Source organism: Saccharococcus sp. Marseille-Q5394 (assembly GCF_946901335.1).
Classification (GTDB): Bacteria; Bacillota; Bacilli; order Bacillales_A; family Planococcaceae; genus Sporosarcina; species Sporosarcina luteola_C.
Map to the genome: position 1 here is coordinate 1498758 of NZ_CAMPPQ010000001.1, position 23409 is coordinate 1522166.

Below are 23409 nucleotides of genomic sequence, written 5' to 3' on the forward strand. Positions count from 1 at the left end.
CTTTCTGGTTGTTTTCCGAAATAAAACCGTACGTTCTATCATACAACAAAAAGGGGTCCTGATTCATTAGAAATCCGGAAATAGAATTTGTTGCAATCGTTTCCCGCTTCAGAAATCTGGGTATTGCATGGATAGATTGTGACTGTTGTCGAAAAATATAAGGAGTGAATGGAATGAACCAAAAAACCTTTGTCGGGTTATACGATACAGAAACAGCTTTGCTTGCCGCCATTGCAGAGTTGGATGAAAAAGGGATCGCCCCGGAGAACATGTATGTCGTTGCGAGGAATGAAGAGGAAGTCGATATGCTACGGCACAGGACGGCGGAAGAGATCCAGTCGGCGCCCTCTAATTGGCTGGACCGTTTTATCGGTTATATTTCCGGGGAGAATCATGTGCGCAGCATGCTTGTGGAAGTCGGTTTTGATGAGGCGGATTTAAGGCGGTATGAAGCGGAAATCAAGCAAGGAAAGTGGCTGCTTTATGTTGACGGAGAACCCGCGAAGACAGCATACGAACTGAATGCAGAGCGACATAGGGCGGAAACGAACCCGTTTGACCGGCCGGTTTCGGAAGCTGAACGTTTGAACAGGCAAGGTGAGGAGTCACCAGTCGGTATCGGGGAGGATGGATTGCCGAAAAATGATTACCGGGATAGCGTTGCAACGGACGCCTATGAGGGCAGTAGTGCAGTTTCGCGCGAAGATCTGCTGTTCGGCAGGGCAGGTGCGGAAGCTTTATTAGACAGGTCTGAATATGAGCCGAACCCGCCAAACCTTTCCCCTCCTTCCCAAATACGCGGCACGCCGTCCGGGGAACGCAGTCATTTGCATCGGGCATCCCGGAGGAACGTAGATTGGGGCGGTGTTGATCAAGAAAGCCAAAACGTCATCCCCGATCCACAAAACTTCTCAGAAAGCCAAATGGATCGACAGGATGCATTGGCTAAAGCGAGGGATTTTGCCGATTTGTTAGAAGGCCGCGATTCGATGATGGCTACCCAATCAGAAGATGTCGTCAAGCCGATAAAGCCGATTGTCATCGACTTGCGGAATGTTGAAGTAGATGAAAATGCCGAGTCTTGGCTGCTGCCGAAGAAACGAAAAAAGGATAAATGACGAATGCGACCATGCACCTATCGGGTGTGTGGTCTTTTTATGGAGATAAGCTCGTACATCCGGAGGAGTGATCATAAATCCGGTTAAGTGATCATAAATCGGAAGAAGTGATCATAAGTCATGGCAAGTGATCATAAACCCGGGCGAGTGATCATAAGTCACGGCAAGTGATCATAAAACCGGAGAAGTGATCATAAATCACGGCAAGTGATCATAAATCCGGAGAAGTGATCATCACTCATACTTTATACTTATAAACGTTTCATTTAATTCCATTTTCTTCATTCGCTCGTCTCCTACAAGTTTTCCTGCTATAATAATAGAGTGCTTTTGCAAAGGGGCTTCCCCTAGCTGAAACACGAAAAATAGTAGACGGAGAATGTTGGATACAACATATTCCTAGCTGAGGAGAATTGTAGATTTGAAGATTTTAGTAACAGTTATTGTTGGTTTGGTGTTCATTGGATTGTTATTCAAATTCCCTGTTTTCTTTGCTGGCATTGCCATTGCACTTTGGGGAATTAAAAAAATAAAGAAGCAAAAAGAAATGAATCAGAAGTCGAAAATGGCACCTGCTTTACTGATCATCGGGCTAGTGCTCGCGCTTGGTGGATGCGTCGGTTCACTCGATAAGGAAGAATCTACTGAAAAATCCCCGACAGAACAAGTTGAGAATGTCGAGAAAGATACATCGGAAGAGAAAGCACCAGAGAAAGAAACTTCAACTGTTGAAAAAGAAGAAGTGGAAAAAGAAAAAGCCGTTAAGCAAGAGAACAAAACGGAAGAAACGAAAACTAGCACGGCTATCGTCGCTCCACCAATCGAAAAGAAACCTGCTTCCACCGCTAAACCGGCTCCGGTGAAAAAGACTGAGACGTCCGGAACGACGGCGCAAGTCCCTGTCAAACTAGTGAAGACGATCGACGGAGACACAATCAAAGTATTGTATAACGGGCAAGAGATCAACGTCCGCTATTTATTGGTAGATACGCCAGAAACGAATCATCCCCGCCTTGGGAAGCAGCCGTTCGGCGATAAGGCGAAGGAGCGAAACCGTCAATTGGTCAATAGTGGCGCCCTCACGCTCGAGTTCGATATCGGGGAGCGCTACGATAAATACGATCGATTGCTCGCCTACGTCTATGTCGACGGAAAAAGCGTCCAAAAGACGTTGATAGCGGAAGGCTTGGCTCGCGTTGCATACGTATATCCGCCAAACACGCGTCATTTGACACCTTTCGAAGAAGCGCAGGCGTCAGCGAAGAAACAAGGGCTCGGCATCTGGTCGATCGAGAATTACACGACAGATTCCGGATTTAACAGCGATGCAGTACCTGCGAAAAGTGCCGGCAGTTCAGCTGCGAAGCCGAAAGCACCTAGTGTTGCTGCAACAAAACCGGCAACAACGCCTAGCCCGAGCGTTTCCAGCGGCCAGGAATGGTTCCAAAACTGCACGGAGCTTCGTAAGAAATATCCGAACGGTGTTCCTCAAGGCCATGCTGCCTACCAGTCTAAAATGGACCGTGACAAAGACGGTTATGCGTGTGAAAGATAATCGTTTGAACCGGAAGAGGGATCCCCACTTCCGGTTTTTTTGAATACTTTGGACGTGGGACGGCTCGCTTTGGACGTGCAGTGGCCTACTTTGGACGCGCAGCGGCTTGCTTTGGACGCGATTCTGAAAAAACGGTTTAAAATCAATATATATAAAGCGGATTGCCTTTCCCATTAGGCAATCCGCTTTCCTATTCACCCTTCATCTTCCACAATTACTGCTTTGCCTTTCATTTTCAACAATAACGGAATCAACAGCCATGCTGCTGCCGCAATGATGAAAACAAGTGATAAAGGCTTCGAGAAGAAAATGCCGAAGTCGCCGTTTGAAATCGTTAAGGCACGACGCATATTGTTCTCGATCATCGGTCCTAGCACGAGTGCAAGGACGAGAGGAGCGACCGGGTAATCGTTCTTCGACAATAAATACCCGAGCACACCACACCCGAGCAATAAGTACAAATCGAATGTCGTATATTGCACGGCATACACACCGAAAAATGAAATCGCCACGATGATCGGCAATAAATATTTCTTTGGCGTTTGAATGACCTTTGCGAATACACGAACGAGCGGCATATTCAGCACCAATAACATCAAGTTGCCGATGAACATACTTGCGATAAGCCCCCATGCCACTTCGGGATGCTCGTCGAAGAGCAGTGGGCCTGGCTGGATATTGTACATTATTAACGCACCCATCAAGATGGCAGTCGTTCCGGAACCGGGGATGCCGAGTGTCAGCAAAGGGATCATGGCGCCTCCGGAAGCCGCGTTGTTCGCAGATTCCGGACCGGCAACGCCTGCGATATTTCCATGACCGAATGTTTCAGGTCGTTTGCTGAATTTCTTCTCTGTCATATATGAGAAGAAGGAAGCAAGCGTCGCACCTGCGCCTGGAAGCACTCCGATGAAAAATCCGAGCAATGAACCACGGACGATTGGCACGGTGCTATCTTTCATATCCTGCTTCGTCGGGAGAATACGGTTGATTTTTGCAATCGTCCCTTCTTCATTGTCCCGTTCAAGAACAGTCTTGAACACTTCACCGAGCGCGAATAGCCCGACTGCAATCGTTAAGAATTCAAGGCCAGAGAATAGAATCGGTTGGTTGTATGTAAAACGAGCAATTCCCGAGACGGCGTCGATGCCGATCGTTCCGAGCATCAGTCCGAAAACGGTCATCATCAAAGCTTTCGTCATCGATTTTCCAGCCAGACCGCTGACCGCCGCCAAGCCTAACAGCATCAATGAGAAGTACTCCGCCGGACCGAATTTGATGGCGACATTGGACAATGGTTCTGCCAGCAAAACGAGGCCAATCAAGGAGACGATGCCCGCACAGAACGATCCGATGGCGGATATCGCCAATGCAGCCCCTGCCCGGCCTTGCCTTGCCATTTGATAACCGTCAAGCGTCGTGACGACGGAAGATGATTCTCCTGGGGTGTTCAATAAAATGGATGTTGTGGATCCACCGTACATCGCGCCGTAGTAGACGCCTGCAAGTAAAATGATAGAGCTGGCTGCCGCCGCACTTGTCGGCATGCCGGACGTGATTGTTGCCGTGACCGGAATAAGGAGTGCAACCCCGCTCATCGGGCCGATGCCCGGAAGCACGCCGACAGCTGTTCCGATGACGACACCGATGAATGCAAATAATAGATTATGCCATTGGAAGGCTATAGCGAAGCCGTCACCCAGAAATTGTAATGTGCTCATATTGTGACTCCTTTCTTCTTAAAACCTCGGGAATCCTGGCAATGAGCCGCCAAGAAATTCTGCAAACAAATAATAGACTCCTAACGAGAAAACCGCTGCGATAATGATCGTAGGAACAATCCTTCCACGCTCCATCGTCTGAAATGTGACGATCAAAAAGAGGAATGTTGAGATGACGTACCCGAGCTTCTCCAGTAAGAATGCATACAGCGCCGCACTCCCTAGGATGATGATGAACTTTTTATATTGCAGTTTTTCCGTAGATGCCGACTCTGATTTGTATGTAAATGTTTCGTACAGCAGTCGCAAACTCAAGAGAATTAATATGACGCCGAGCCATAACGGAAAGATTTTAGGTCCTACCGCTGATCCGTATGCGCTACTAGCAATCTTTGTACTTTCGATGACAAATAAAAGACCGATCAGTAAAAAAGCGATGCTTGCATATCGATCGAATGTTTTACTCATAGTCTTTGACACCTCCCTATTAAAAAAAGCGGATGGCGCCTGCATAGAGGCGAAAGGCATAAGACAAAGATGTGGCGTGGCGCTTTTTGCCACAGAACAGCTTTGACTTATGACCCCGAGCTTCTGGCGCCAGTAGCTGGATTGAAAAGGCGGCCGCTTAAGCCGCCAAAAAAATTGTTATTTTTGCATGCCAAGTGCTGTCAAAAGTTCGACGATGACTTTATCTTGGTCTTCCAAGTACTTCGTGAAATCTTCAGAGCCTCGGTATTCGCTCTCCCAGCCGTTTCTTTCGAGTTCAGCTTTCCACTCGTCCGTCTCGGTCATTGCTTTTAGCTTTTCAGTCCAATATTTGACAGCTCCCTCGGACATTTCCTTCGGTCCGAAAAGGCCGCGCCAAATTGTGAACTCTGCATCAATGCCTTCCTCTTTAAATGTAGGCACTTCAGTCAATTCACCGCCAAGACGTTCTGACGAGCTGACAGCAAGGACACGGACATCTCCTGATTTCACATATTGTCCGATTGTCGATGCATCCGTTGCAATAACGTCAGCATTACCGCCGAGCAACGCCGCAACTGCTTCTCCCCCGCCATCATACGAAACGTATTTCACTGTTTTCGGGTCAATTCCATATTCGAAAGCTGGCAGGACGCCAACTAAATGGTCCATCGAGCCGGGTGCCGATCCGCCGGCAAGTGTGACTGATTTTGCATCTTTCTTAATTGCTTCCAAAACATCCTTCAGCGTTTTGAATTCTGAATCCGCTTTAACGACAATTGCGCCGTAATCGCGTGTCAGCTGTGCCAATGGCGTTGTATCTTTGTAGCCGTACGGGCTGTTCCCTTCAGCCTTATTGTTATTAATTAACAGAGGTGGAGATTTCACAAGCAACGCGTAGTCATTCTTCACTTCTTTCGTTGCAAACTCCGCCATATAAACAGCGCCGCCGCCTCCTGGTTTATTTTCAACCGTGATCGGTTTTTCAATGAGCTTCGTATCATTCATCGTTTTTGCAATTGCACGAGCGGTTAAATCCCATCCGCCGCCTGCCCCGGATGGTGCGACAATCGTCAAGTTTTTCTCCGGATATTTCGAGGAGCTCCCCTCTGCTCCGTCATTCTTAGCACACGCTGCTAGGCTTAATGCCATAACACTTGCCAAAGCAACAATCTTAAACTTCTTCCACTTCATCTTGCATCCCCCTTTGGAATAAAAAAAATGATGGTAGCGCTTTCATACGCTATCATCAATTTATCAGAAGGTTGGTTATTTTCAATGTTTCCGGCCATAAGTTCAATAATGGGCGTAAACGTCATTTTGTTCATATTGTTCATCGGTATTGGATGAAATATCTGCGTTCAGGACGACCGACAGAACCGTATATCAGCTCGGTGTACGCCTGTTTTTCCGAAACGAGATACTCCAAATAACGCCTTGCTGTCGAGCGGCTGACACCAATGTCCATGCCAAGCGTTTCAGCTGTGATTCCTCCTTCGACCTGCTTCATATGGTTGATGACTTTCTCTTTCGTAATGGGGTCAATTCCTTTCGGAGGGAGGTGATCTACATTTTCTGATGTGGCATTTGTTTTATTCCACAAGAATTGGATGGAATCCTCTTTCATGATTCCATCGCCAGCTAGCTTCTCCCTTTTCGCCCTGTAGGAAAGGAGGCTTTCTTTGAACCGATCGAATGTAAGAGGCTTAAGTATATAATCAGCAACACCGCGGCGGTACGCCTTTTTCACGATGTCGACTTCGGCGGCTGCGGTTATGAAGATAATGTCAGTGTCAGGGCTGTTTTCGTGGATGAAACCCATGATTTCCGTACCGAGCGCATCGGGCAGATAGACATCGAGCAGCACAAGATCCGGCGACAGCGCCTGCACCCAATCTTTCGCCTCCTCGCCTGTATGTGCGGAACCGACGACCGTGAAGCCTTCCATTTTTTCAATGAATCGCCTATGGATATCGGCAATTCGTTTATCATCTTCAATGATCAAAATTTCAATTGGATTTTGCATGTTGGTACCCCCTTTTCGGGATGGAAATGATGAACAGTGCACCACCTAAATCCCCTTTTTCCACTGTAATGGAGCCGCCCAAGTCTTCGACGTTCTCCGCCACTTTCAAGAGCCCATAACCTCTGTCTTCCATATCTTTTGTTGAAACTTTTTCAAGGAATAAAGCATCCAATACTTCATTTGCAATGCCCTTGCCCGAATCCTCCACTTCGAATAAAATCTCTTCCCCGTTATCGAAAATGAATAGGCGGACAAGCCGTTTCGCTTCGGGATTCATATCAACCGCTTCGAATGCATTTGTCATTAAATTTCCGATGATGAAGACGAAATGGGTCTTCTCCAATTGAGCCGGCAACTCTTTCAGAAAGCTGTCCTCGTCAAGAAGGAAACGGACATTCAGTTCCCTTGCCCGATTGAAAAAGCCGATGACGATTCCGCCGAGGAAAGGATCCTGTAAACGCTTCGTCACAAACTGGATGAGTGATTGGTGCTCAGCCGTTTCGTCATGAATCAGGCTTAGCGCCTCGTCGTATGAATGAAGCTGGATAAGTCCTGAAATCGTATAAAGAAAGTTATTGTATTCATGCGTCTGGGCCCGAAGCGCTTCTGTATACCGCTTCACTTGTGATAATTCCATCGCAAGCTGATCGATTTCCGATTGAAGACGGAACGTGGATACAGCGCCAATGATTTGGTCATCCGCCCGAATCGGGATGCGGTTGACGATGACTTTACGTCCGTGGATTTCCATCGGTCGATCGAGGTGCCGTTCCCCCGTTTCCAACACTTTCAGCAGCAGGGTGTTTGGCAGCACTTCCTGAATTGTCCTGCCGATCAGTTCCGTCTGGCCGGGAATGGAAAGTGTGTCATAAGCCGCTGCATTCACCGTTGTGATGACCCCTTTCGCATCGACCATGATGATGCCTTCGCGAACTGACTCGATAAGCGCATTTCGTTCGGTGAATAAATTAGCGATTTCCGCAGGCTCTAGATTGAACAATTCCTTCTTAATGTTCCGCGAAAGGAAACTCGAGCCGATAATGCCGAGAGCAATGGCGATCAGTACGATGTACGAAATATTATCGATGTACTGAAAAAATATGGAGGATATATCTTCATTCAAATAACCGACCGAAATGACCCCGATAATCTCGCCTTCATCGTTGAAGACAGGCGTTTTACCGCGCAGTGCAGGGCCGAGTGTGCCGGTCGCCTTTGAAACATAAGACTCTCCTAAATGAAGCGCACGTTCATTGTCATCCCCGACCATCTTTTGTCCGATCCGCTCTGTGACGGGATGGGCATATCGGATGCCTTCGCTATTCCCGATGACGACATACTCGGCACCGGTTTGTTGGCGGACCGCTTCAGCGATCGGCTGCAGCAGCCTGGACGGGTCATCGTGTTCAAAAGCAGCACGGACATCTGGCCGTGCCGCCGTCGTTTTCGCAATGCTCAGTGCCCGGATGCCGATCTGCTTTTCTATTCCTTGTGACATCGTGAAGTAAAATGAAACACCGATTATGATTGCCACGAGCGAAACGAACAAGGCGCCGTATGAAAATATGCGTGATTGCAAAGATCTCGATTTCATGCGAATCATCTCTCTATCTTGAAGTGTAGTTGCTAGTCGGTTGCGTGCTTCAGCGGGAAATCTATCTCTCTCTATGTTACACTATTGCCAATTATGGGGGAATAGGTGGAATCAATTCGGATGAATGCGGGTACGATATCAGTGACGGAAAGGAGCGTGACGCGATTTGAAGGAATTCAAAATCACCTATTTTTTTGATGAAGAACATTACATACGGAGGTTTATTCACACCGACTCGTTGGAGAGCGCCGAACAGCTCGTCGAATCGGAACGTGACCAATACATCTCCTTCCGCGACAGCCGTGGAATCTACCATGAGCTTCATACCGGCAAAGTGCGGGTCGTGCAAGTTTCGGAGTATTTCAGGGAGGATAAAGAGAAGGGGGCGTCCCGTTAACAGCGCGAGGGTTTTGTGAAAGAATAGACCTTGAACATGAAAGAATGGGCCCTTGCGAGAATGAATGGACCTTGAACGCGAAAGAATGGGCTCTTGTCAAAATAATGAAAGTCAATATCGGGAAATTTCGACAAAAGATAAAATCTATGCCGAATTATTTCCCGGGAAGCTTTTTTGCTCGTATTTTGAAACTCTTTCACCTTCCACTAGCAAAATATCCTTTGTTTGTCGTTCGTTATGGAAAGATGCAACAAGACACAAGGACAATTAACACTTTCAGCAAATATTACCGTTCTGGTCGTGATGATCATTCTATTTTTCCTGCCAGGATTCTAATTTGACGAAAAAGCCTCACCGCTAATGACCGCTATGAGTGAAACAAACAAGGCGCCCTTGTAAAAATCACATGAATAATTAATAAGAGATGGCACAAAATACATAAAGTCTAATTTGAGGAGGGATGAGCATGAAGTACAAAAAATATCTTCTTTCGTTTATGTCAGTTCTTTTGTCGGCGGGTTTTCTATTCGGCTGCAACGGCGTTGATGAAGATGAACCGGATCCGTCGGAAGAGCCTTCGGAGCAACGTGAGGATAATAGTCAATGAAGTGAGATGTAGCACCGCTCCAAGCGGTGCTTTTTTAAATTCCTACAAACAGAATAAAGAATTTATCGAACGATTTATTCCAACAAAAAAAGGCCATATACAGCCTCTTCTCTTAACTCATTATACAAATTCGGTTTTTCCCGTTTTCTTTCGCTTGATAAAGCGCTACGTCTGCTTGGTGGAACAGTTCGGTGAAAGTCCCGATTGTACCACCCGCGTTATCGGCGATGCCGACGCTAGCGGTTAATGAAATGTAGATGCCGTCTTTCTCGATTTTGATTGAACGGACGGCTTCGAGCAGGTTTTCCGCTTTCTGTTGGGCTTCTTCCAGGGAAAGATTCCGCAGGATGATGGCGAATTCGTCGCCGCCGAACCGGCCTATCAAGTCACCGCTTCTGATATGCCTGGCGCATTCTTGTCCGATTTTCTTAATGATTTCGTCGCCGAATATGTGGCCATACGTATCGTTCAAGCTTTTAAGATTGTCGAGATCGAATGCGATACAGACGATGCTTTCGCCAGAACAAGCAGCTTCGGCAAGCCATTTGTCCGTCGTCGTTTCCATGTAGCTCCGGTTGTACAGTCCGGTGAGGAAATCAGTGTTGGCCCGGCGCTCGATAGTCGAAATCCGATGCTTCACGCCTATTTTGACTGCCGCCATTGAAACTTCATGCTGACGCAGATCGCTTAACAGATTGATATATTCTTGCTGGGCTTTGTAACCACGTTGCACATCGTCCATTAGATCACAAAGCTTGCATCTCTTTTCCAAAATGCCTTTGAGCAAATTCCTGTCATTATAGCTTTCCGCAAGCTCTTTCGCTGTGTCGTATGCTTGCAATGCTTCCCGGTACATCTTTTTCTGCATTAAATAACGTCCGTACAAATCATGCACTTGCGTTTTTTCTCGAATGAAGGAAGCAAGAATCGGGTCATTTACCATCTCTTTTACGAGTTGTTCTGCGTCTTTAAGTTCTTCTAAGCCAATTAACGCGTTTGCGATGTTGAGCTTCACCCGGAATTCCAATATCGGAGTCCTCGGTTCATGAAGCTCCGCTGCTTCCAACCCTTTTTGCGCCATCGTAAGAGCGCTTTTAAAGTCCAATTCGGTTGCGAGAATCGAACTATAATTGCTGTATGCATTGCTGACGATATTGTATCGCCCGAGCTTTTCACCCAATTCAATGGCACGTTCCAATGTGGCCTTTGCTTTTTGATAATCTTTATTATATTCGTGAAGCAGGAAGAGGACGTTGCATCCATTTAACCGGTCGGCTTCATCGCCATTGTCCGTGCAATATTCAAGATACGCATCGATGCTGTAAAACGCCTCTTCAATCGCGCCGATGCAATAAAAAGACGCGGCATTGTTTATATGGGCAGTCAAAATGGATTTCGGGTCATTCGCTGCTAAACCTGCCTCTAACAATTGAAAGCATGCTTCAATTGTCTCTTCATATTTACCTTCCACTCGCAGCTTTAGGACATTTCGCTGCAATGAAACTAAATCTTCCTTCTCCATGCCCACAACTCCCATTCTCTTCTCTTAGTTCAATAGAACCGCACGACTCAAAAAAACACTCACTACTATAGTAACACCTACTGGATTATTGTGGAACTTATTTAGCAGATAAATATGTATGGAGCTGTCTGTATAAAACAGCTCATTTTATATGACATGTCCCCCTACTTCCTATTCAATGCATTAGCAATAAATCCCTTCTCCGTTTCAGCTACATCTAGTAAGTTGTACTCCGCTTCGAATAAATTCTTTTCGTACTCTTTTTCGAATGAAGCAAGGAGATCCACTGCCGGATCAATTCCCACAAATATGGCCGCACTGCTTGCCACGACGGCAATTGCCATAAGTATTGCAGCTACCTTTTTAATCGCTCTCACTCCCCCAAGTGATGTTCTTGTCTTTAACTATACGGCTTCCTGGGAGAATAGAAAATTCAATTTTATTGATAAAATACGCTATCTATTCGTCAATATCGCCAGTAAATAAAAAGAACCCATGTGCATCGACAGATTATATTGTCAAATGCTGAGGGAACTTGGGGAAACATTCATTTTTCGCAACATGCATAATTTGAAAAAGGAAGCCGGCTTCCAAAGCCGACTCCCTTCATTTCAAATGATTTCCGTAAAATATGCGACTGTCTTCATGTCATCTCCGACTTTTCGCAAGGACCATGTATCTTCAATATAAATCTCCGCCAGCTTTTCAAATTTGCCTCCATGTTTCGTCGCCCATTTAAGCGCTATGACGCTTTCGTATAGATGGGCCATACGCTTCATGAGATCTTTCGCTTCAAATGTTTGGAGGGCATTGTCGCAGCTTGCAAATGCTTGAAGGTCAGTGGATAGCTTATTTAGTTCGCCCGTTAAAGCTTTTTTCATCTCACAGTCATTTACAATGACGAGGCGGTTGCGCATTTCGTCGATGAACAGCTTATGCGCTTCGAATTTATTGACGAGACGAATAAGTTCTAGCCCTAGAATATTGGCGGTGCCTTCCCATACGGTGAGCACTTGGGCGTCCCGCAATAGGCGCGGTGTGACGAAATCCTCGATATAGCCGTTGCCCCCATGCATTTCAATCGCTTCATGAGCAAAGTGGATTGCCTGCTCGGCGGTCTCCTTCTTGATGAGCGCAATGAAAAGTCGGTTCAGGACCGTTTCGCTTTCGGATGCTGCGCCATCTGTGACACGTTCATACAGTTTGATGAAATCAAAGACGGTTGCCACTTCAACATGAAGCCTCGCCGCCATTTTTCCGAGCGTGTCCTGCACCATCGGATAGTCAGTGAGAGGCTTGCCGAATGCATTCCGGCGGGTTGCGTACGCTTTTGATTCCAGCAAGGCGCGCCGCATGATGCCGATGGAGGCGACCGCGTTGCAAATGCGCGACAGGTTGAGGGCTTCCATCATATAATAGAGCCCTTTCGACGGCTCCCCGATCGTATAGGCGAGTGCACCGTCGAACTCGACTTCTCCGGAAGGGACGGCGCGGACGCCTAATTTATCTTTCAAACGGCGGATGCGGAGCCCGTTCGGTTTACCGTCTTCTTTGCGCCATGGAACGGCGAATAACGTCAATCCGCGTGACCCTTCCTGCGCGCCTTCAATTCTTGCCAGCACCATGGCAACGCCCGCCATGCCTGCATTCGAAGCGAAGTATTTCTCACCGTATAAGCGATATTGATCGCCGTCTTTTACAGCTTTCACAACGTTCGCTCCGACATCAGATCCGCCTTGACGCTCCGTTAGAAAAGTCGCTCCTTCGTATAACGGTACTTCTCCTGTCGAGCACACATTGCCGAGGAACAAGTTTTTCACTTGTTCATCCGCGTAATGGTCAAGCAAATAGGCGGTCGCCATCGACAGTGTAACGGGGCAATAAAACCCGGGCTCGGCATGCGACAATAAATAGCCTTGTGCGAAGCTGTACGTGTAGTTCCCCTTATGGCCAAGCTCCGGAATTTCCTTGTGGACATATCCGACAATCCCGGTGTCATACGTTTCCTGGACGGTTTTCTTGTACCCTTCATTCACCCAAACTTCGGAAACTTCCTCGCCAAACTTGTCATATCTTATAAGGCGAGGCTCCCCTTCACGGTCGGTATGCTTTGCACGCTCATCGATTTCATTTGCGCAAAGCTCGCCGAAAAGGGAAAGCTCCCGTTTCGCGTACTCTAGGAATGGCCCTAGCAAATGCTCTTCGAGAATTAAGCGGAGCGTGTCATCGCCTTCGTAGAAGTTTTCAGTCTTGATGGATTCCGCTTCCTGCACGACTTTCATTGGACGGTCACCGCTTCCCTCAATGGCTGCTTCAAGATTTTTCCGGAAGCGTTCCGTGGCAATGCTTCTACTTGTTCGTACAGACGAGGCACTTTATATTTGGCAAGATGCTCGAGGAGGTGTGCTTTTAATTCCCCGCTGTCTACCGGATTTGTTGCAGCGAACACCGCCTTAACTGTTTCTCCCCATTCGGGATGTGGCACGCCTACGACTGCAACTTCACGGATGCCTGGATAGCCGAGTATCGTCTCCTCGATTTCCTTCGGATAAATATTGACTCCGCCCGAAATGATCAAGTCCTTCTTGCGATCGACAATCCATATATAGCCGTCCTCATCGAACTTCGCCAAGTCCCCGGTCTTAAGCCACTCCCCGATGAACGCTTCTTTCGTCGCTTCCGTATTTTTATAATAGCCGAGCATATTCCCTTCGCCGAGAAGGACAATTTCACCGATTTCACCCGAAGGCACGTCTATGCCGTCTTCATTCACAATCCGAAGCTCCGTATGAAGCGGTGCTCGGCGTCCGATGCTTCCGGACTTCGTTGCATGCTCATCCGCCAACAGCAATGAGCCGCTCGGGCCCGCTTCCGTCAGGCCATAAACGCACACGAGATTGTCCGTCCGGAAAGCGGTCTTCACCATATTCACTTCATTCCCGGATAGCGGCGCTCCTCCGTAAATCCACCATTTCATCGAAGACAGATCAGCATCTTTCAATCGTGGCTGCCCAGCCGTGAGCAAGTACGCGACAGGCGCGCCGAAGAAATGGGTCGTCCTCTCCTTTTCCACCGTGTCGATTAGAAGGTCAGGCGTGAATGTCGGCGTCAGGACGAGTGTTGCACCTACATACATTCCTGCCATCATGAATAAATGAAGTGGCGCTGAATGGCTGAGCGGCATCATGAGAAGGACGCGGCTTTCCGGCTTGAACTCCATTTCGACGGCGATCATCGATGCGACGGTCAAGATGTTGCGATAGCTGAACAGCACCCCTTTCGGCTTACCGGTTGTTCCGGACGTGTACAGGATCGTCGATTCATCGTCTTCTGTCAGATTACACGGAATCGGTAAATCGTCGGCGTTTTGGATAAGCGTTTCAAAGGCTTTCCAGTTTCCGGACGCCTCGCCTGTTTTGATTAATAAAGAAGGTGTTTTAAGTGTCTTCACTGTTTCAAACAGCAATTCATGCGCAACGATCGCTTCTGCGTCCGAATGGTTGAGTACATACGTCAATTCTTCCGTTGCCAGCTTGACGTTGATTGGAACTACGACAGCCCCGATTCGTTGTGTTGCAAAATAGGCGACGATGAATTCCTCGACATTCGGCAAGAACAACGCCACTTTCGACCCTATTTGAATGCCTTCATTTAGAAGCGCATGCCCGAACCGGTTGACACGGTTGTCCAGTTCTTCGTACGTAGTCCGCTTCCCCATGCAGACTACGGCCTCCGTTTTTGGGTACTTCCTTGCATTCCTCTCCAACAGCTGTGAACTGTTCATCCCTTCATTCCCCTTTCGAACTATCCAATTTTTCAGTGAATTCTTCGAGCAACTCTACCATTTCAGCTTTCATTTCCTGCAACTCCCGGATTTTCCGATCGATTTCCCCGATTCTGCATTTACCATATTCGATCGTCACTTCAAGCTGTTTTTGTCCTGTCCGATCCTTGTCGAACAGCAGCACCATCTCTTTGATGTCGTCCAGTGTAAATCCGTACCGCTTGCCGCGAAAAATGAGTTTAAGCTTCGCGAGTTCAGCATTGGAATAGAGCCGCTGATTCCCCTCTGACCGAACCGGTGCCAACAGTCCGAGTTCCTCATAATACCGGATTGTACGCGTCGACACGCCGAATGATTCCGCCACTTCCGTAATTGTCTTCAGCTTCACCACCCCTTGAGCCTTTGCTATGAATATACCATTGACGTTAACGTAAAGGTCAATAGACAGTTTTGAATTGCGGATTAATTACAGTGGATAATAGTTCCGCCTGTATGAGTTTCATGAAATATGTACGTTTTTATGTATTTTACAAGAATTTCAATTATTTGTTACATTTTGACTATTATTATACAATTTATCATGCTATACTAAATACATTATATGATAAAAGGAGGATATCTAATGTCACGTAACCGTTTTTCACATGACCATCAGACTGTTCACGCCTTATGTTGGGCTAAAACGACCGGTGGCATGTCGGAGATCATCACGACACATGGTCTCTATCTTTCTGATCTAACGCCTATGGAATTACTCAAGCAACTTCCCGAGGCGAATCAGGTCATATTACAAACAGAACCGTCGGACCATATCGATTGTGTTTGGATTTTCACTCGTTCTTTTGAAACGTTCGAAGTGGAAGAGTATCTCACAGATGTCATTTTCGCTGATGGTACAAGTCTTCTAATTCCTGTCCGTAAAAATTTTATTGATGAGACAAGTAAGCGTTTACATACCTTCACGTACCATGAAGGACAACTGAACTACATATTCCCTAGCATCAAAGAATTCAACCAACAATATTACTCCATTGAATATAGAAGATAGTAATGAAAAGCGTAAAACAGGCAGCCCGCTATAGTAGCGGACTGCCTGGTTTAATTACTCCTTCAAATCTTCAATCGAATCGATGTCCATATATGCTGGAACGACGAGACCGATTTTCACGCCTTCCATATTGGTGCCAAGCTCTTCGAATTTCCCATCGAATTTCTTAGCATACGTTTCATGCGTCACAGGCAACCATGCTGCAAGTGATGCATCTGCACTTCCGTCAGCAATAGCTGTCCAAAGTGGACCTGCTTCGACTTGTGTCAACGTAACTTTATATCCCATTTCTTCGAGTACAAGTTTGACAACGTTATGGCTCGCAATTTCGCTGTCCCAAGCCACATATGCAAGCTTGATGGCATCGCCGTCCACTTTTTCCACGCCGTCTGTCCATTCTGCGACTTTGTCGGCATTGGCGTCAATCCAGTTCTGTGCAGCAACATCCTCTTTTTCGCCTTCCTGGATTGCAACCATCACTTCACCCATATCTTCTTCAGTCCAGTGGAAATTTGAAAGGATTTGGTGGGCTTCCGGAAGGTCTTCCGCAAGTCCCGTTCTTCCAATTGTACGAATTTGCTCTTCCCCGCCGTATGACTCTTTTGGATCCTCCAGATATTTCAAATCATATTTCGCAAATTTCCAGTGAGGCGTCCAACCCGTGATAATGATCGGCTTTTCTGCATCATACGCCTTTTTTAATGCCGCAGTCATCGCTGCGCCTGATCCCGTAGTGACGTCCCACTTCTTGAGATCATAATCTTTCAGCGCTCTGTCAGTCGCTTCCATAATGCCTGCGCCCGGGTCGATTCCCGTGATTTTATAATCAACGGATTCGCCGACTGATGCCGTACCGCCTCCGCCTGAAGTTGAATCTCCGGCTTTATCGTCACTTCCACAAGCTGCCAATCCTACTGCAAGTAATGCTGCTGCACCTAATCCGAACATTTTCTTAGTCAAATTCATTAAATAGTTCCCCCTTGTTTTTTCTTGCCTGCGTGCTGTGTAATCCGGTCGAGGATGATCGCGACGATGACAATCGATAGACCCGTTTCAAATCCTACACCTGTCTTCAATTGGGTCACCGCCCTGTACACTTCCTCGCCTAGTCCCGGTGCGCCGACCATTGACGCGATGACGACCATGGAGAGGGAAAGCATGATGCTTTGGTTGACCCCTGCCATGATGGTCGGTTGGGCGAGCGGTATTTGCACTTTCAACAGCCGCTGCCACGTCGTCGAGCCGAACGCTTCGGTCGCTTCAATTAAATCTTTCGGCACTTGTTCAATTCCAAGCATTGTCAGCCGGATCGTCGGCGGCATCGAGAAAATGACCGATGCGACGACGCCAGGCACGACGCCAATATTGAAGAAAAAGATTGCTGGCAATAAATATACGAATGCCGGCATCGTCTGCATCAAGTCCAAAATAGGGCTGATGATCTTCTTCGCCGTCGATTTCTGCGAAGCCCATATGCCTAGCGGAATACCGATGACGAGCGCAATGACGACGGATGTGATGACAAGCGAAAGCATTTGCAACATCGAATACCAATAGCCGAGATAGTCAATGAACAACAGCCCGACCAATGTGAACAGTGCAATCCTTCGCGTGGAAACGAACCAGGCGAGCAAAGCGAACAGGATCGCTAGTACTATAGATGGCACCACGTCCATCAAATCGACCGCTCCTTCGACAATGCCTTTCAAAAAGGCGGAAATGCCATCAAAGACCGAACCGAAATTGGTTACAAGCCAATCAACACCGTTGTCGATCCAACTTGCAAATGGCAAGCGAGGTAAAAGATTATCCATGGTTATTCACCTCCACTTCCATCAACTGTTCCGTTTCTACGGTTGTGTCCACGGTAGCGTCCACCGTACGGTCACTATTAATGAACTGTCCGTCCCCCGCCAACGCGCCAATTAATGCGCCGCGGATAATAATGCCTTCCAGATGATGATCTTCATTCACGACCGCTACTGGAATCGCTGTCGTCGAAACTGTGTCGAATAGGTCGGTTAGTACGGTATCCGGTGAAGTTGTCGGAATGTCCGTGACCAGGACATCTGCCAATGTTTTTCCGGATGTCGTTGCTTCACTCGCATCTTGAGCAGTGACGGCTCCCAAAAGTCGATTTCCTTTATCCACAACATATATGGAGGAAATCCCTTGCCTCTTCATGAGGCGCAAGGCAACGCGCGCTCCCCTGTCGATTTGCACCATATCCGCTTTTTTCATAATATGGCCCGCAGTCAACACTTTCGATAGATCGACATCTTCCACAAACCGCTCCACGTATTTATTCGAAGGACTCATCAAAATCTCTTCAGGCGTTCCGATTTGAACGATATCGCCGTCTTTCATTAACGCAATGCGGTCACCGATTCGAAGCGCCTCGTCCAAATCATGGGTAATGAAAATAATTGTTTTCCCCATGTCATGGTGAAGCTGGAGGAGTTCATCCTGCATATCTTTCCGAATCAATGGATCAAGCGCACTGAACGCTTCATCCATCAACAGCACATCGGGATCATTGGCAAGCGCTCGTGCCAAGCCGACCCGCTGCTGCATTCCACCGCTCAGCTGGCTCGGATATTGCTCTTCGTACCCTGCAAGCCCGACAAGCCGTAGCGACTCGACCGCTTTCGCCTTACGCTCCGCTTTTGCGATGCCTTGGATTTCAAGACCGTATTCTGTATTTTGAAGTATCGTCTTATGCGGGAATAGAGCGAAATTCTGGAACACCATCCCGATTTTCTTCCGTCGCACTTGACGAAGCTGCTCTTTATTCATGCTGACAATGTCTTCCCCGTCAATACGGATCGATCCCATCGTCGGGTCAATCAAGCGGTTCAGCATCCGCACTAATGTGGATTTCCCGCTTCCTGATAGACCCATGATGACAAATATTTCACCATCATAGACGTCAAATGTGGCGTTTTTCACGCCTACCGTCGCGCCTGTAGACTTGAGGATTTCACTTTTTGACTTCCCCTCATTCAACAGCTGCGCCGCGCGCCTGCTGTTTTTACCGAAGATCTTCGTCGTATTGACCACTTCGATTTTCTTTACTAGTTCTGTCATGTGTACACTCCCTAAATATGAAACTCATCGTCTACTAGTATATGCATAAAGATTTTTCTTTACAACCGTTATTTCCATTTAAATTGTTTGTACAGTAAAAACTGTACAAAGTTTAAACTTATCGTTACACTTGAATTGCAGGTATAATACGCTTAGGTTATTGATTGGGAATTTAATTCCCAGACAGCGGAGGGAATGCACTATGGAAGGTAAAGAAACACTCGACAAGGCACGCGAGAGGATTATTGAGACAATCGCACAAAACATACATTTATACGGCCTCACAGCTTCAGCCGGCAGACAGTACGGCACAATGTTCTTCCACGATGAGCCGATGACCTTGGACGACATGACCGAAGAACTCGGCATGAGCAAAACAAGCATGAGCACATCCGTACGGGCGCTGGCCGAACTGAAATTAGTCGAACGGGCATGGGTCCGCGGCGTACGCAAAGACTTATATCAAGTGAAAGACGATTGGTACCAGAGCTTTATCAATCTATTTTCAATTAAATGGCGCAGATCCATTTCACTCCATTCCGTCGCCGTCAAGAAATCGCTGCGCGAACTGGAACAGTTGAAAAACAATCCCGACATCAGCGAGGAACTAAAGAAGATCGTTGAAACGGATATCAACAAACTTCAATATGCCCGAGACTACTTCGAATGGCTGGACCGCCTCATCGACGCCTTCGAAGACCACAACATCTTCGACCTTGTCCCTTTGAAGGAAGGTAACGGGGAATAATAGAAGCATAAGCAAAAAGGCGGCCCCTTCGTGTAGAGGGACCACCTTTTTTTGATTAACAGACATATGAATTCCACTAATGAAGCATAAATTGCCGAAACTACGCATAAAACGCTTACTTCGCGCATAAATGTCATAATCGACGCATAAACCGTTGCAGATACGCATAAACCGTTGCAGATACGCATAAATACCTGCAAAAGCTCATAAAACGCTACAAAGACGCATAAACGTAACAAACGCGTCCCCACTGCATTCATAAAACAGTTATAATACCCTTACATACACTTGCACATATCAAAAGGAGGCATCCGGATGCAAAATAAAATACCGATATTGATGCTCTTGCTCGTCATCGGCACTGTATCGCTCGTTTTATCCTTGACTCTTTCACTTCCAAACACCGTTGAATGGGTGTTGCTCATTATAGGTGTCCTCCTAAATATCACAAGCGCTGTGGGTCTCATGATTATTGGCGTAAAGAGAACAAGAGGTTCATAATAAGCCGTTTCGAAGTCAACATAAACTTCGAAACGGCTTTTTTATCTTCCAGTGAAAAAACTATCCCTTGTATGCAAAAAGGTGACCATAACATTCCATTGAATGTCAGTCACCTTCCTCTCCAGCAATTATTCATTTTGATGTAAGCGTATTGTTTAATTCATCGTAATCAACCGATTTCAATAAACCATTGGACTGCATCTTCTTCACAAATTGTAAGAGTTCCATCTTCATCTTCATGATCTCGATGTCCAGGAATTCCTTGTCGCAGTTTACCTCTTTGCTTGCTATCGTCATCCCCTTCACACTCCTTTTGTCCTGTTTAATTTAGATGAATATCCATGGCGTGGGACTATTAACTATAATATATCACGCCATGTCCTTCTAAAGAAGTATAACCGGTTGGGACATTTTTTTCAAAAATATCATTTATTTTCGCTTTTCCAAGAAAAGTTTCTTACTTTGCATGAATATGCTTTATACTGTAAATTAGGATTAGATAGATAAAGAGAGGGATCGGCAAATGAAAATAGGTCATTTGATACGTGCGGAACGTGTCCGGCAAGATATGAAGCAGATAGTCCTAGCCAAAGGGATTTGTACGCCATCTTATTTATCAAAAATCGAACGGAACCAGATCGAACCGAGTGAGGACATTACAGAAATGCTGATGGAGCGGCTTGGAATGGATCCGGGGAAGCTGCAGGAAACGGATGAAGAGACGGAACGCGAGTTTGAAAAGATGTTGATGGAGGCTTATCGCGAAGTAATTACAGCGAGGGATTTCAATTTTACGAAAGAAAAGTTAGAGTATCTTGAGCAAAACTGCCCCCTATTTGAAAACGATTCACTACACTTTACTTATTCGCTTATTATTTTCCGATTTAATTTGACAGTAAGATTTGATTCAGAAAAACTCAAACAAGAAATTGAATTACTTGAAGAGTCTAGTGATAATTTTGATGCATATCAACTTTATTTGTTCCAACTAAATAAAGGGTTATTTTATTATAATACTGGCAATCGAAAAATGGCCATACATTATTTTGAGTTAATACTTCATAAACTGGAGTCATTACCTCTTGGCGATTGGGAAAAAGCTGAATTTAATTTTATAATTGCTGTTTTTTATATGGCCGATGGGCATACATTCAATTCGATTGATCATGCTAGACGTGCACTTAATTTTTTCCGGGAAAATATAATGATGAGCAGAGTGTTAGACTGCTATATTCTTATCGGGATTTCTTATAAAAGAAGCGATAAATTCCAAGACGCATTGGAAGCATATTCAAAAGCTATGCAAATTAGCGAAGAATTTAATTTACATAGCGAAAAAGGGATTATTTATCATAATATAGGTACTCTGAATAGCGCTATGGGGAATAGTAAGCAAGCTATCGAATACTATAATAAGAGTATTGACAATAAAATAGATCCCTCTGAAAAGCTGATTACAGTTCTCTCTCTAATCGAGGAATATTCAAAAATGAATGAAAAGAACCTTGTTAAAGATTGGGCTGAAAAAGGGAGTGCATTGTATCATCAAGTAGATGATGAAAACCAAATTTCTTATTTTCATCATTTCAGCTTCTATCAATCATTGCATAGTGAACATGGATTGTCTGTAGAAATAGCAGAAGCCGCCATTCAGCATTTTAAGGAAATGGAAGATTTCAGATTCATTCATAAATATTGCATTGCACTGGCGGAGTGGTACTATAATAATAGGAAATATAAGCTAGCATCTATTTTTTACCGAGAAGGTATTAGATATGGCTATATTTATAGTAAAAAAGAAAAATGGGAGGATTTGTAATGAAGAAAATTGCATCGATTCTTTTACTAGCTATCGTATTAGGTATGTCAGTTCAAAGCAGCACAGTTTCAGCAAGTAACTCTGACCAAATGCCTAAAGTTTTCAAAACATTCTCTTACACAATTCAAAAATGATGAAAAAAGGAATGCTCCATAATGGATGCATTCCTTTTTAATTTACAGGTGCATAAGTCACAGACTGGTGCCTGTGAAGCAAACTATTCTGATTATGAACTACAATTGCATTTTTCCGGTGCCTGTGCAGCAAACTATTCTGATTATGAACTACAATTGCATAAAAAAACATGGAGAAGTCATCCATATCAATCTTAGGATGACCTCTCACTGTATTATTATTACTAAAGTTGAATTGTCATAATTGCACCTTACACAGGCACCCAAACAATTCCCGAACAATTTATAGCATTCCTCTTAGTCCTGGTAAGTACGAGACGACGGTGGAGTCGCTGAGTAGTTTGAATAGGAGTCCGAATAGGATGATGACGAGGACTGTGTATGCTGCGTAGCCGTGGAGCGGATCGATTCCTTTTGGTTTTTTGGATAGGAGGACGCTGATCACATAACCCGGTGCGAGCATGAGTATATAGATGAAACTGACAGCGAGCAGAAATAGTCCATACCAGTAAGATTTCATTGCCAACATAAAAAGGGCTACGACACCAATGACGATTGCCGGTAAGGAGTGTGCACCGTATAGCACTATCGTCTGTTTAAATGGGTAAGCAGGTCCGAAATTTTTCCCGATGATGAAAAGACCGAACGATATAATTGCGATGCAAACTGCCACAAACCCCGCTACATTCAGAAAAACTGATGAAAAGGAAGAACTGCCAACTGTTTCAAGCGCTACTTCTTTAAGTGTCGTGAAAACTGAGAGACCAACAATAATTGCATAAAGAAGCAATGAAATGAAGCTGTTCCTGAACTCATCATCCTGTTTTGTCAGACTGATCGACGGGTGTTTCAAATGTTGTACGAAATAGGACCAGTACTCCTTCGTCAAGTTACTCACGTTTTCTAGATGCACGTTTGATTCAGCGGTGATATCAGTCGCCTCGATGACCGTCTGTCCATTTTGGAAACCTTCCATTACCTCTCCCATTCTGATGCCGCAACTTCCGCAAAACCGTCCGTTCGCCTGCTCGTTTCCACAATTCGTGCATGTCAATTTTTCTCCTCCTGTTTTTTAAATTCTTCATCCAAGACGACGGCAGCCAATCCAGGGTATTGGCCTTCTATAGTAACTGTATTACGATAATCCATTTGTTACGACTGATTTTTAGTTCTTCTAGACAATAAAAAAGAGCACGTAAAGTTACGTGCATGTAAAAATATAAAATTACTCTCTCATTTACCCCCTGGTATGTGGTGGTCCAACATCTGTTCCACCTAGTCCG

24 protein-coding genes are annotated in these 23409 nt (G+C 45.8%); 9 read left to right on the plus strand and 15 right to left on the minus strand.

Going from position 1 to position 23409, the window contains the following annotated elements:
* The first annotated feature begins 173 nt into the window (after positions 1-173).
* Positions 174-1118 carry a general stress protein gene (locus tag OC538_RS07395; protein WP_262174018.1) on the plus strand — a complete coding sequence of 315 codons (945 nt, stop codon included), beginning with the start codon at positions 174-176 and terminating at the stop codon, positions 1116-1118.
* 565 nt (positions 1119-1683) lie between these two features.
* Positions 1684-2673, plus strand: coding sequence for a thermonuclease family protein (locus tag OC538_RS17910; protein ID WP_410055866.1), 990 nt, complete (start codon positions 1684-1686; stop codon positions 2671-2673).
* A gap of 194 nt (positions 2674-2867) precedes the next feature.
* Here OC538_RS17910 and OC538_RS07410 read toward each other — a convergent pair whose 3' ends face one another.
* The 5 genes from OC538_RS07410 to OC538_RS07430 all read right to left on the minus strand — a co-directional run bounded on the left by OC538_RS07410 (position 2868) and on the right by OC538_RS07430 (position 8485).
* On the minus strand, positions 2868-4394 hold the full coding sequence (locus OC538_RS07410; protein ID WP_262174019.1) for a tripartite tricarboxylate transporter permease: 1527 nt from the start codon (positions 4392-4394) through the stop codon (positions 2868-2870).
* A gap of 18 nt (positions 4395-4412) precedes the next feature.
* Entirely contained in the window at positions 4413-4862 is a 450-nt protein-coding gene (locus OC538_RS07415) for a tripartite tricarboxylate transporter TctB family protein (RefSeq protein WP_262174021.1), read from the minus strand.
* Positions 4863-5039: 177 nt separating this feature from the next.
* Complete coding sequence (locus OC538_RS07420; protein ID WP_251693739.1) at positions 5040-6053, minus strand: Bug family tripartite tricarboxylate transporter substrate binding protein; 1014 nt, start codon at positions 6051-6053, stop codon at positions 5040-5042.
* A 139-nt stretch (positions 6054-6192) separates the two neighbouring features.
* Positions 6193-6885 (minus strand): response regulator, encoded by a 693-nt coding sequence (locus OC538_RS07425; protein ID WP_262174024.1) that lies wholly within the window; start codon positions 6883-6885, stop codon positions 6193-6195.
* The gene (locus OC538_RS07430) at positions 6869-8485 is read right to left on the minus strand and encodes an ATP-binding protein (protein WP_410055867.1); all 1617 of its coding nucleotides are present in this window, start codon (positions 8483-8485) and stop codon (positions 6869-6871) included. The genes OC538_RS07425 and OC538_RS07430 overlap by 17 nt, the downstream gene beginning before the upstream one ends.
* Positions 8486-8645: 160 nt before the next feature.
* Between OC538_RS07430 and OC538_RS07435 the strand changes: the two genes are divergently transcribed.
* Together OC538_RS07435 and OC538_RS07440 are read left to right on the plus strand one after the other, a co-directional pair.
* Positions 8646-8876, plus strand: a complete 231-nt coding sequence (locus tag OC538_RS07435) for a hypothetical protein (RefSeq protein WP_262174027.1) — start codon at positions 8646-8648, stop codon at positions 8874-8876.
* Positions 8877-9342: 466 nt separating this feature from the next.
* On the plus strand, positions 9343-9483 hold the full coding sequence (locus tag OC538_RS07440; RefSeq protein ID WP_251693735.1) for a hypothetical protein: 141 nt from the start codon (positions 9343-9345) through the stop codon (positions 9481-9483).
* Between the two features lie 112 nt (positions 9484-9595).
* Here the strand turns inward: OC538_RS07440 and OC538_RS07445 are convergent, their stop codons facing one another.
* The 5 genes from OC538_RS07445 to OC538_RS07465 form a co-directional block, all read right to left on the minus strand.
* Entirely contained in the window at positions 9596-11005 is a 1410-nt protein-coding gene (locus OC538_RS07445) for a GGDEF domain-containing protein (protein WP_262174029.1), read from the minus strand.
* 164 nt (positions 11006-11169) lie between these two features.
* Complete coding sequence (locus OC538_RS07450) at positions 11170-11382, minus strand: hypothetical protein (protein WP_262174031.1); 213 nt, start codon at positions 11380-11382, stop codon at positions 11170-11172.
* A gap of 234 nt (positions 11383-11616) precedes the next feature.
* Positions 11617-13287, minus strand: coding sequence for an acyl-CoA dehydrogenase family protein (locus tag OC538_RS07455; protein WP_262174034.1), 1671 nt, complete (start codon positions 13285-13287; stop codon positions 11617-11619).
* Complete coding sequence (locus tag OC538_RS07460) at positions 13284-14789, minus strand: class I adenylate-forming enzyme family protein (RefSeq protein WP_262174037.1); 1506 nt, start codon at positions 14787-14789, stop codon at positions 13284-13286. The genes OC538_RS07455 and OC538_RS07460 overlap by 4 nt, the downstream gene beginning before the upstream one ends.
* 4 nt (positions 14790-14793) lie before the next feature.
* A complete protein-coding gene (locus OC538_RS07465; protein ID WP_262175190.1) occupies positions 14794-15171 on the minus strand; it encodes a MerR family transcriptional regulator in 378 nt (125 codons plus the stop codon).
* A 240-nt stretch (positions 15172-15411) separates the two neighbouring features.
* Here OC538_RS07465 and OC538_RS07470 point away from each other — a divergent pair, with 240 nt between their 5' ends.
* A complete protein-coding gene (locus OC538_RS07470) occupies positions 15412-15837 on the plus strand; it encodes a hypothetical protein (RefSeq protein WP_262174039.1) in 426 nt (141 codons plus the stop codon).
* A gap of 54 nt (positions 15838-15891) precedes the next feature.
* Here OC538_RS07470 and OC538_RS07475 read toward each other — a convergent pair whose 3' ends face one another.
* From OC538_RS07475 to OC538_RS07485, 3 genes are read right to left on the minus strand one after another with little or no spacing between them, the layout of a single operon-like run.
* A complete protein-coding gene (locus OC538_RS07475) occupies positions 15892-16797 on the minus strand; it encodes a glycine betaine ABC transporter substrate-binding protein (protein WP_262175193.1) in 906 nt (301 codons plus the stop codon).
* A 5-nt stretch (positions 16798-16802) separates the two neighbouring features.
* Positions 16803-17651: an ABC transporter permease gene (locus OC538_RS07480; RefSeq protein WP_251693729.1), complete on the minus strand. Its 849-nt coding sequence runs from the start codon at positions 17649-17651 to the stop codon at positions 16803-16805.
* On the minus strand, positions 17644-18924 hold the full coding sequence (locus tag OC538_RS07485) for a glycine betaine/L-proline ABC transporter ATP-binding protein (RefSeq protein ID WP_262174042.1): 1281 nt from the start codon (positions 18922-18924) through the stop codon (positions 17644-17646). Before OC538_RS07485 ends, OC538_RS07480 begins: the two co-directional genes overlap by 8 nt.
* Before the next feature lie 202 nt (positions 18925-19126).
* Here OC538_RS07485 and OC538_RS07490 point away from each other — a divergent pair, with 202 nt between their 5' ends.
* Both OC538_RS07490 and OC538_RS07495 read left to right on the plus strand, forming a co-directional pair.
* Positions 19127-19672 (plus strand): GbsR/MarR family transcriptional regulator, encoded by a 546-nt coding sequence (locus OC538_RS07490; protein WP_251693727.1) that lies wholly within the window; start codon positions 19127-19129, stop codon positions 19670-19672.
* A gap of 315 nt (positions 19673-19987) precedes the next feature.
* Positions 19988-20173, plus strand: a complete 186-nt coding sequence (locus tag OC538_RS07495; RefSeq protein WP_262174046.1) for a hypothetical protein — start codon at positions 19988-19990, stop codon at positions 20171-20173.
* A gap of 132 nt (positions 20174-20305) precedes the next feature.
* Here OC538_RS07495 and OC538_RS07500 read toward each other — a convergent pair whose 3' ends face one another.
* Entirely contained in the window at positions 20306-20470 is a 165-nt protein-coding gene (locus OC538_RS07500) for a hypothetical protein (RefSeq protein WP_251693725.1), read from the minus strand.
* 226 nt (positions 20471-20696) lie between these two features.
* On the opposite strand from OC538_RS07500, the gene OC538_RS07505 reads away from it, so the two are divergent.
* Together OC538_RS07505 and OC538_RS07510 are read left to right on the plus strand one after the other, a co-directional pair.
* A complete protein-coding gene (locus OC538_RS07505; protein WP_251693724.1) occupies positions 20697-21992 on the plus strand; it encodes a tetratricopeptide repeat protein in 1296 nt (431 codons plus the stop codon).
* Complete coding sequence (locus OC538_RS07510; RefSeq protein ID WP_262174050.1) at positions 21992-22126, plus strand: hypothetical protein; 135 nt, start codon at positions 21992-21994, stop codon at positions 22124-22126. Before OC538_RS07505 ends, OC538_RS07510 begins: the two co-directional genes overlap by 1 nt.
* A 283-nt stretch (positions 22127-22409) precedes the next feature.
* Here the strand turns inward: OC538_RS07510 and OC538_RS07515 are convergent, their stop codons facing one another.
* Positions 22410-23180, minus strand: coding sequence for a hypothetical protein (locus tag OC538_RS07515; protein WP_262174052.1), 771 nt, complete (start codon positions 23178-23180; stop codon positions 22410-22412).
* Positions 23181-23409 lie beyond the last annotated feature (229 nt).

What these genes read in the sequence shown, in the direction of transcription:
- OC538_RS07395 (WP_262174018.1), top strand. Translation starts at nt 174, where the DNA reads ATGAACCAAAAAACCTTTGTCGGGTTATACGATACAGAAACAGCTTTG.
- OC538_RS17910 (WP_410055866.1), top strand. Translation starts at nt 1,684, where the DNA reads ATGGCACCTGCTTTACTGATCATCGGGCTAGTGCTCGCGCTTGGTGGA.
- OC538_RS07410 (WP_262174019.1), bottom strand. Translation starts at nt 4,394, where the DNA reads ATGAGCACATTACAATTTCTGGGTGACGGCTTCGCTATAGCCTTCCAA.
- OC538_RS07415 (WP_262174021.1), bottom strand. Translation starts at nt 4,862, where the DNA reads ATGAGTAAAACATTCGATCGATATGCAAGCATCGCTTTTTTACTGATC.
- OC538_RS07420 (WP_251693739.1), bottom strand. Translation starts at nt 6,053, where the DNA reads ATGAAGTGGAAGAAGTTTAAGATTGTTGCTTTGGCAAGTGTTATGGCA.
- OC538_RS07425 (WP_262174024.1), bottom strand. Translation starts at nt 6,885, where the DNA reads ATGCAAAATCCAATTGAAATTTTGATCATTGAAGATGATAAACGAATT.
- OC538_RS07440 (WP_251693735.1), top strand. Translation starts at nt 9,343, where the DNA reads ATGAAGTACAAAAAATATCTTCTTTCGTTTATGTCAGTTCTTTTGTCG.
- OC538_RS07445 (WP_262174029.1), bottom strand. Translation starts at nt 11,005, where the DNA reads ATGGAGAAGGAAGATTTAGTTTCATTGCAGCGAAATGTCCTAAAGCTG.
- OC538_RS07455 (WP_262174034.1), bottom strand. Translation starts at nt 13,287, where the DNA reads ATGAAAGTCGTGCAGGAAGCGGAATCCATCAAGACTGAAAACTTCTAC.
- OC538_RS07460 (WP_262174037.1), bottom strand. Translation starts at nt 14,789, where the DNA reads ATGAACAGTTCACAGCTGTTGGAGAGGAATGCAAGGAAGTACCCAAAA.
- OC538_RS07470 (WP_262174039.1), top strand. Translation starts at nt 15,412, where the DNA reads ATGTCACGTAACCGTTTTTCACATGACCATCAGACTGTTCACGCCTTA.
- OC538_RS07480 (WP_251693729.1), bottom strand. Translation starts at nt 17,651, where the DNA reads ATGGATAATCTTTTACCTCGCTTGCCATTTGCAAGTTGGATCGACAAC.
- OC538_RS07485 (WP_262174042.1), bottom strand. Translation starts at nt 18,924, where the DNA reads ATGACAGAACTAGTAAAGAAAATCGAAGTGGTCAATACGACGAAGATC.
- OC538_RS07490 (WP_251693727.1), top strand. Translation starts at nt 19,127, where the DNA reads ATGGAAGGTAAAGAAACACTCGACAAGGCACGCGAGAGGATTATTGAG.
- OC538_RS07495 (WP_262174046.1), top strand. Translation starts at nt 19,988, where the DNA reads ATGCAAAATAAAATACCGATATTGATGCTCTTGCTCGTCATCGGCACT.
- OC538_RS07500 (WP_251693725.1), bottom strand. Translation starts at nt 20,470, where the DNA reads ATGACGATAGCAAGCAAAGAGGTAAACTGCGACAAGGAATTCCTGGAC.
- OC538_RS07505 (WP_251693724.1), top strand. Translation starts at nt 20,697, where the DNA reads ATGAAAATAGGTCATTTGATACGTGCGGAACGTGTCCGGCAAGATATG.
- OC538_RS07510 (WP_262174050.1), top strand. Translation starts at nt 21,992, where the DNA reads ATGAAGAAAATTGCATCGATTCTTTTACTAGCTATCGTATTAGGTATG.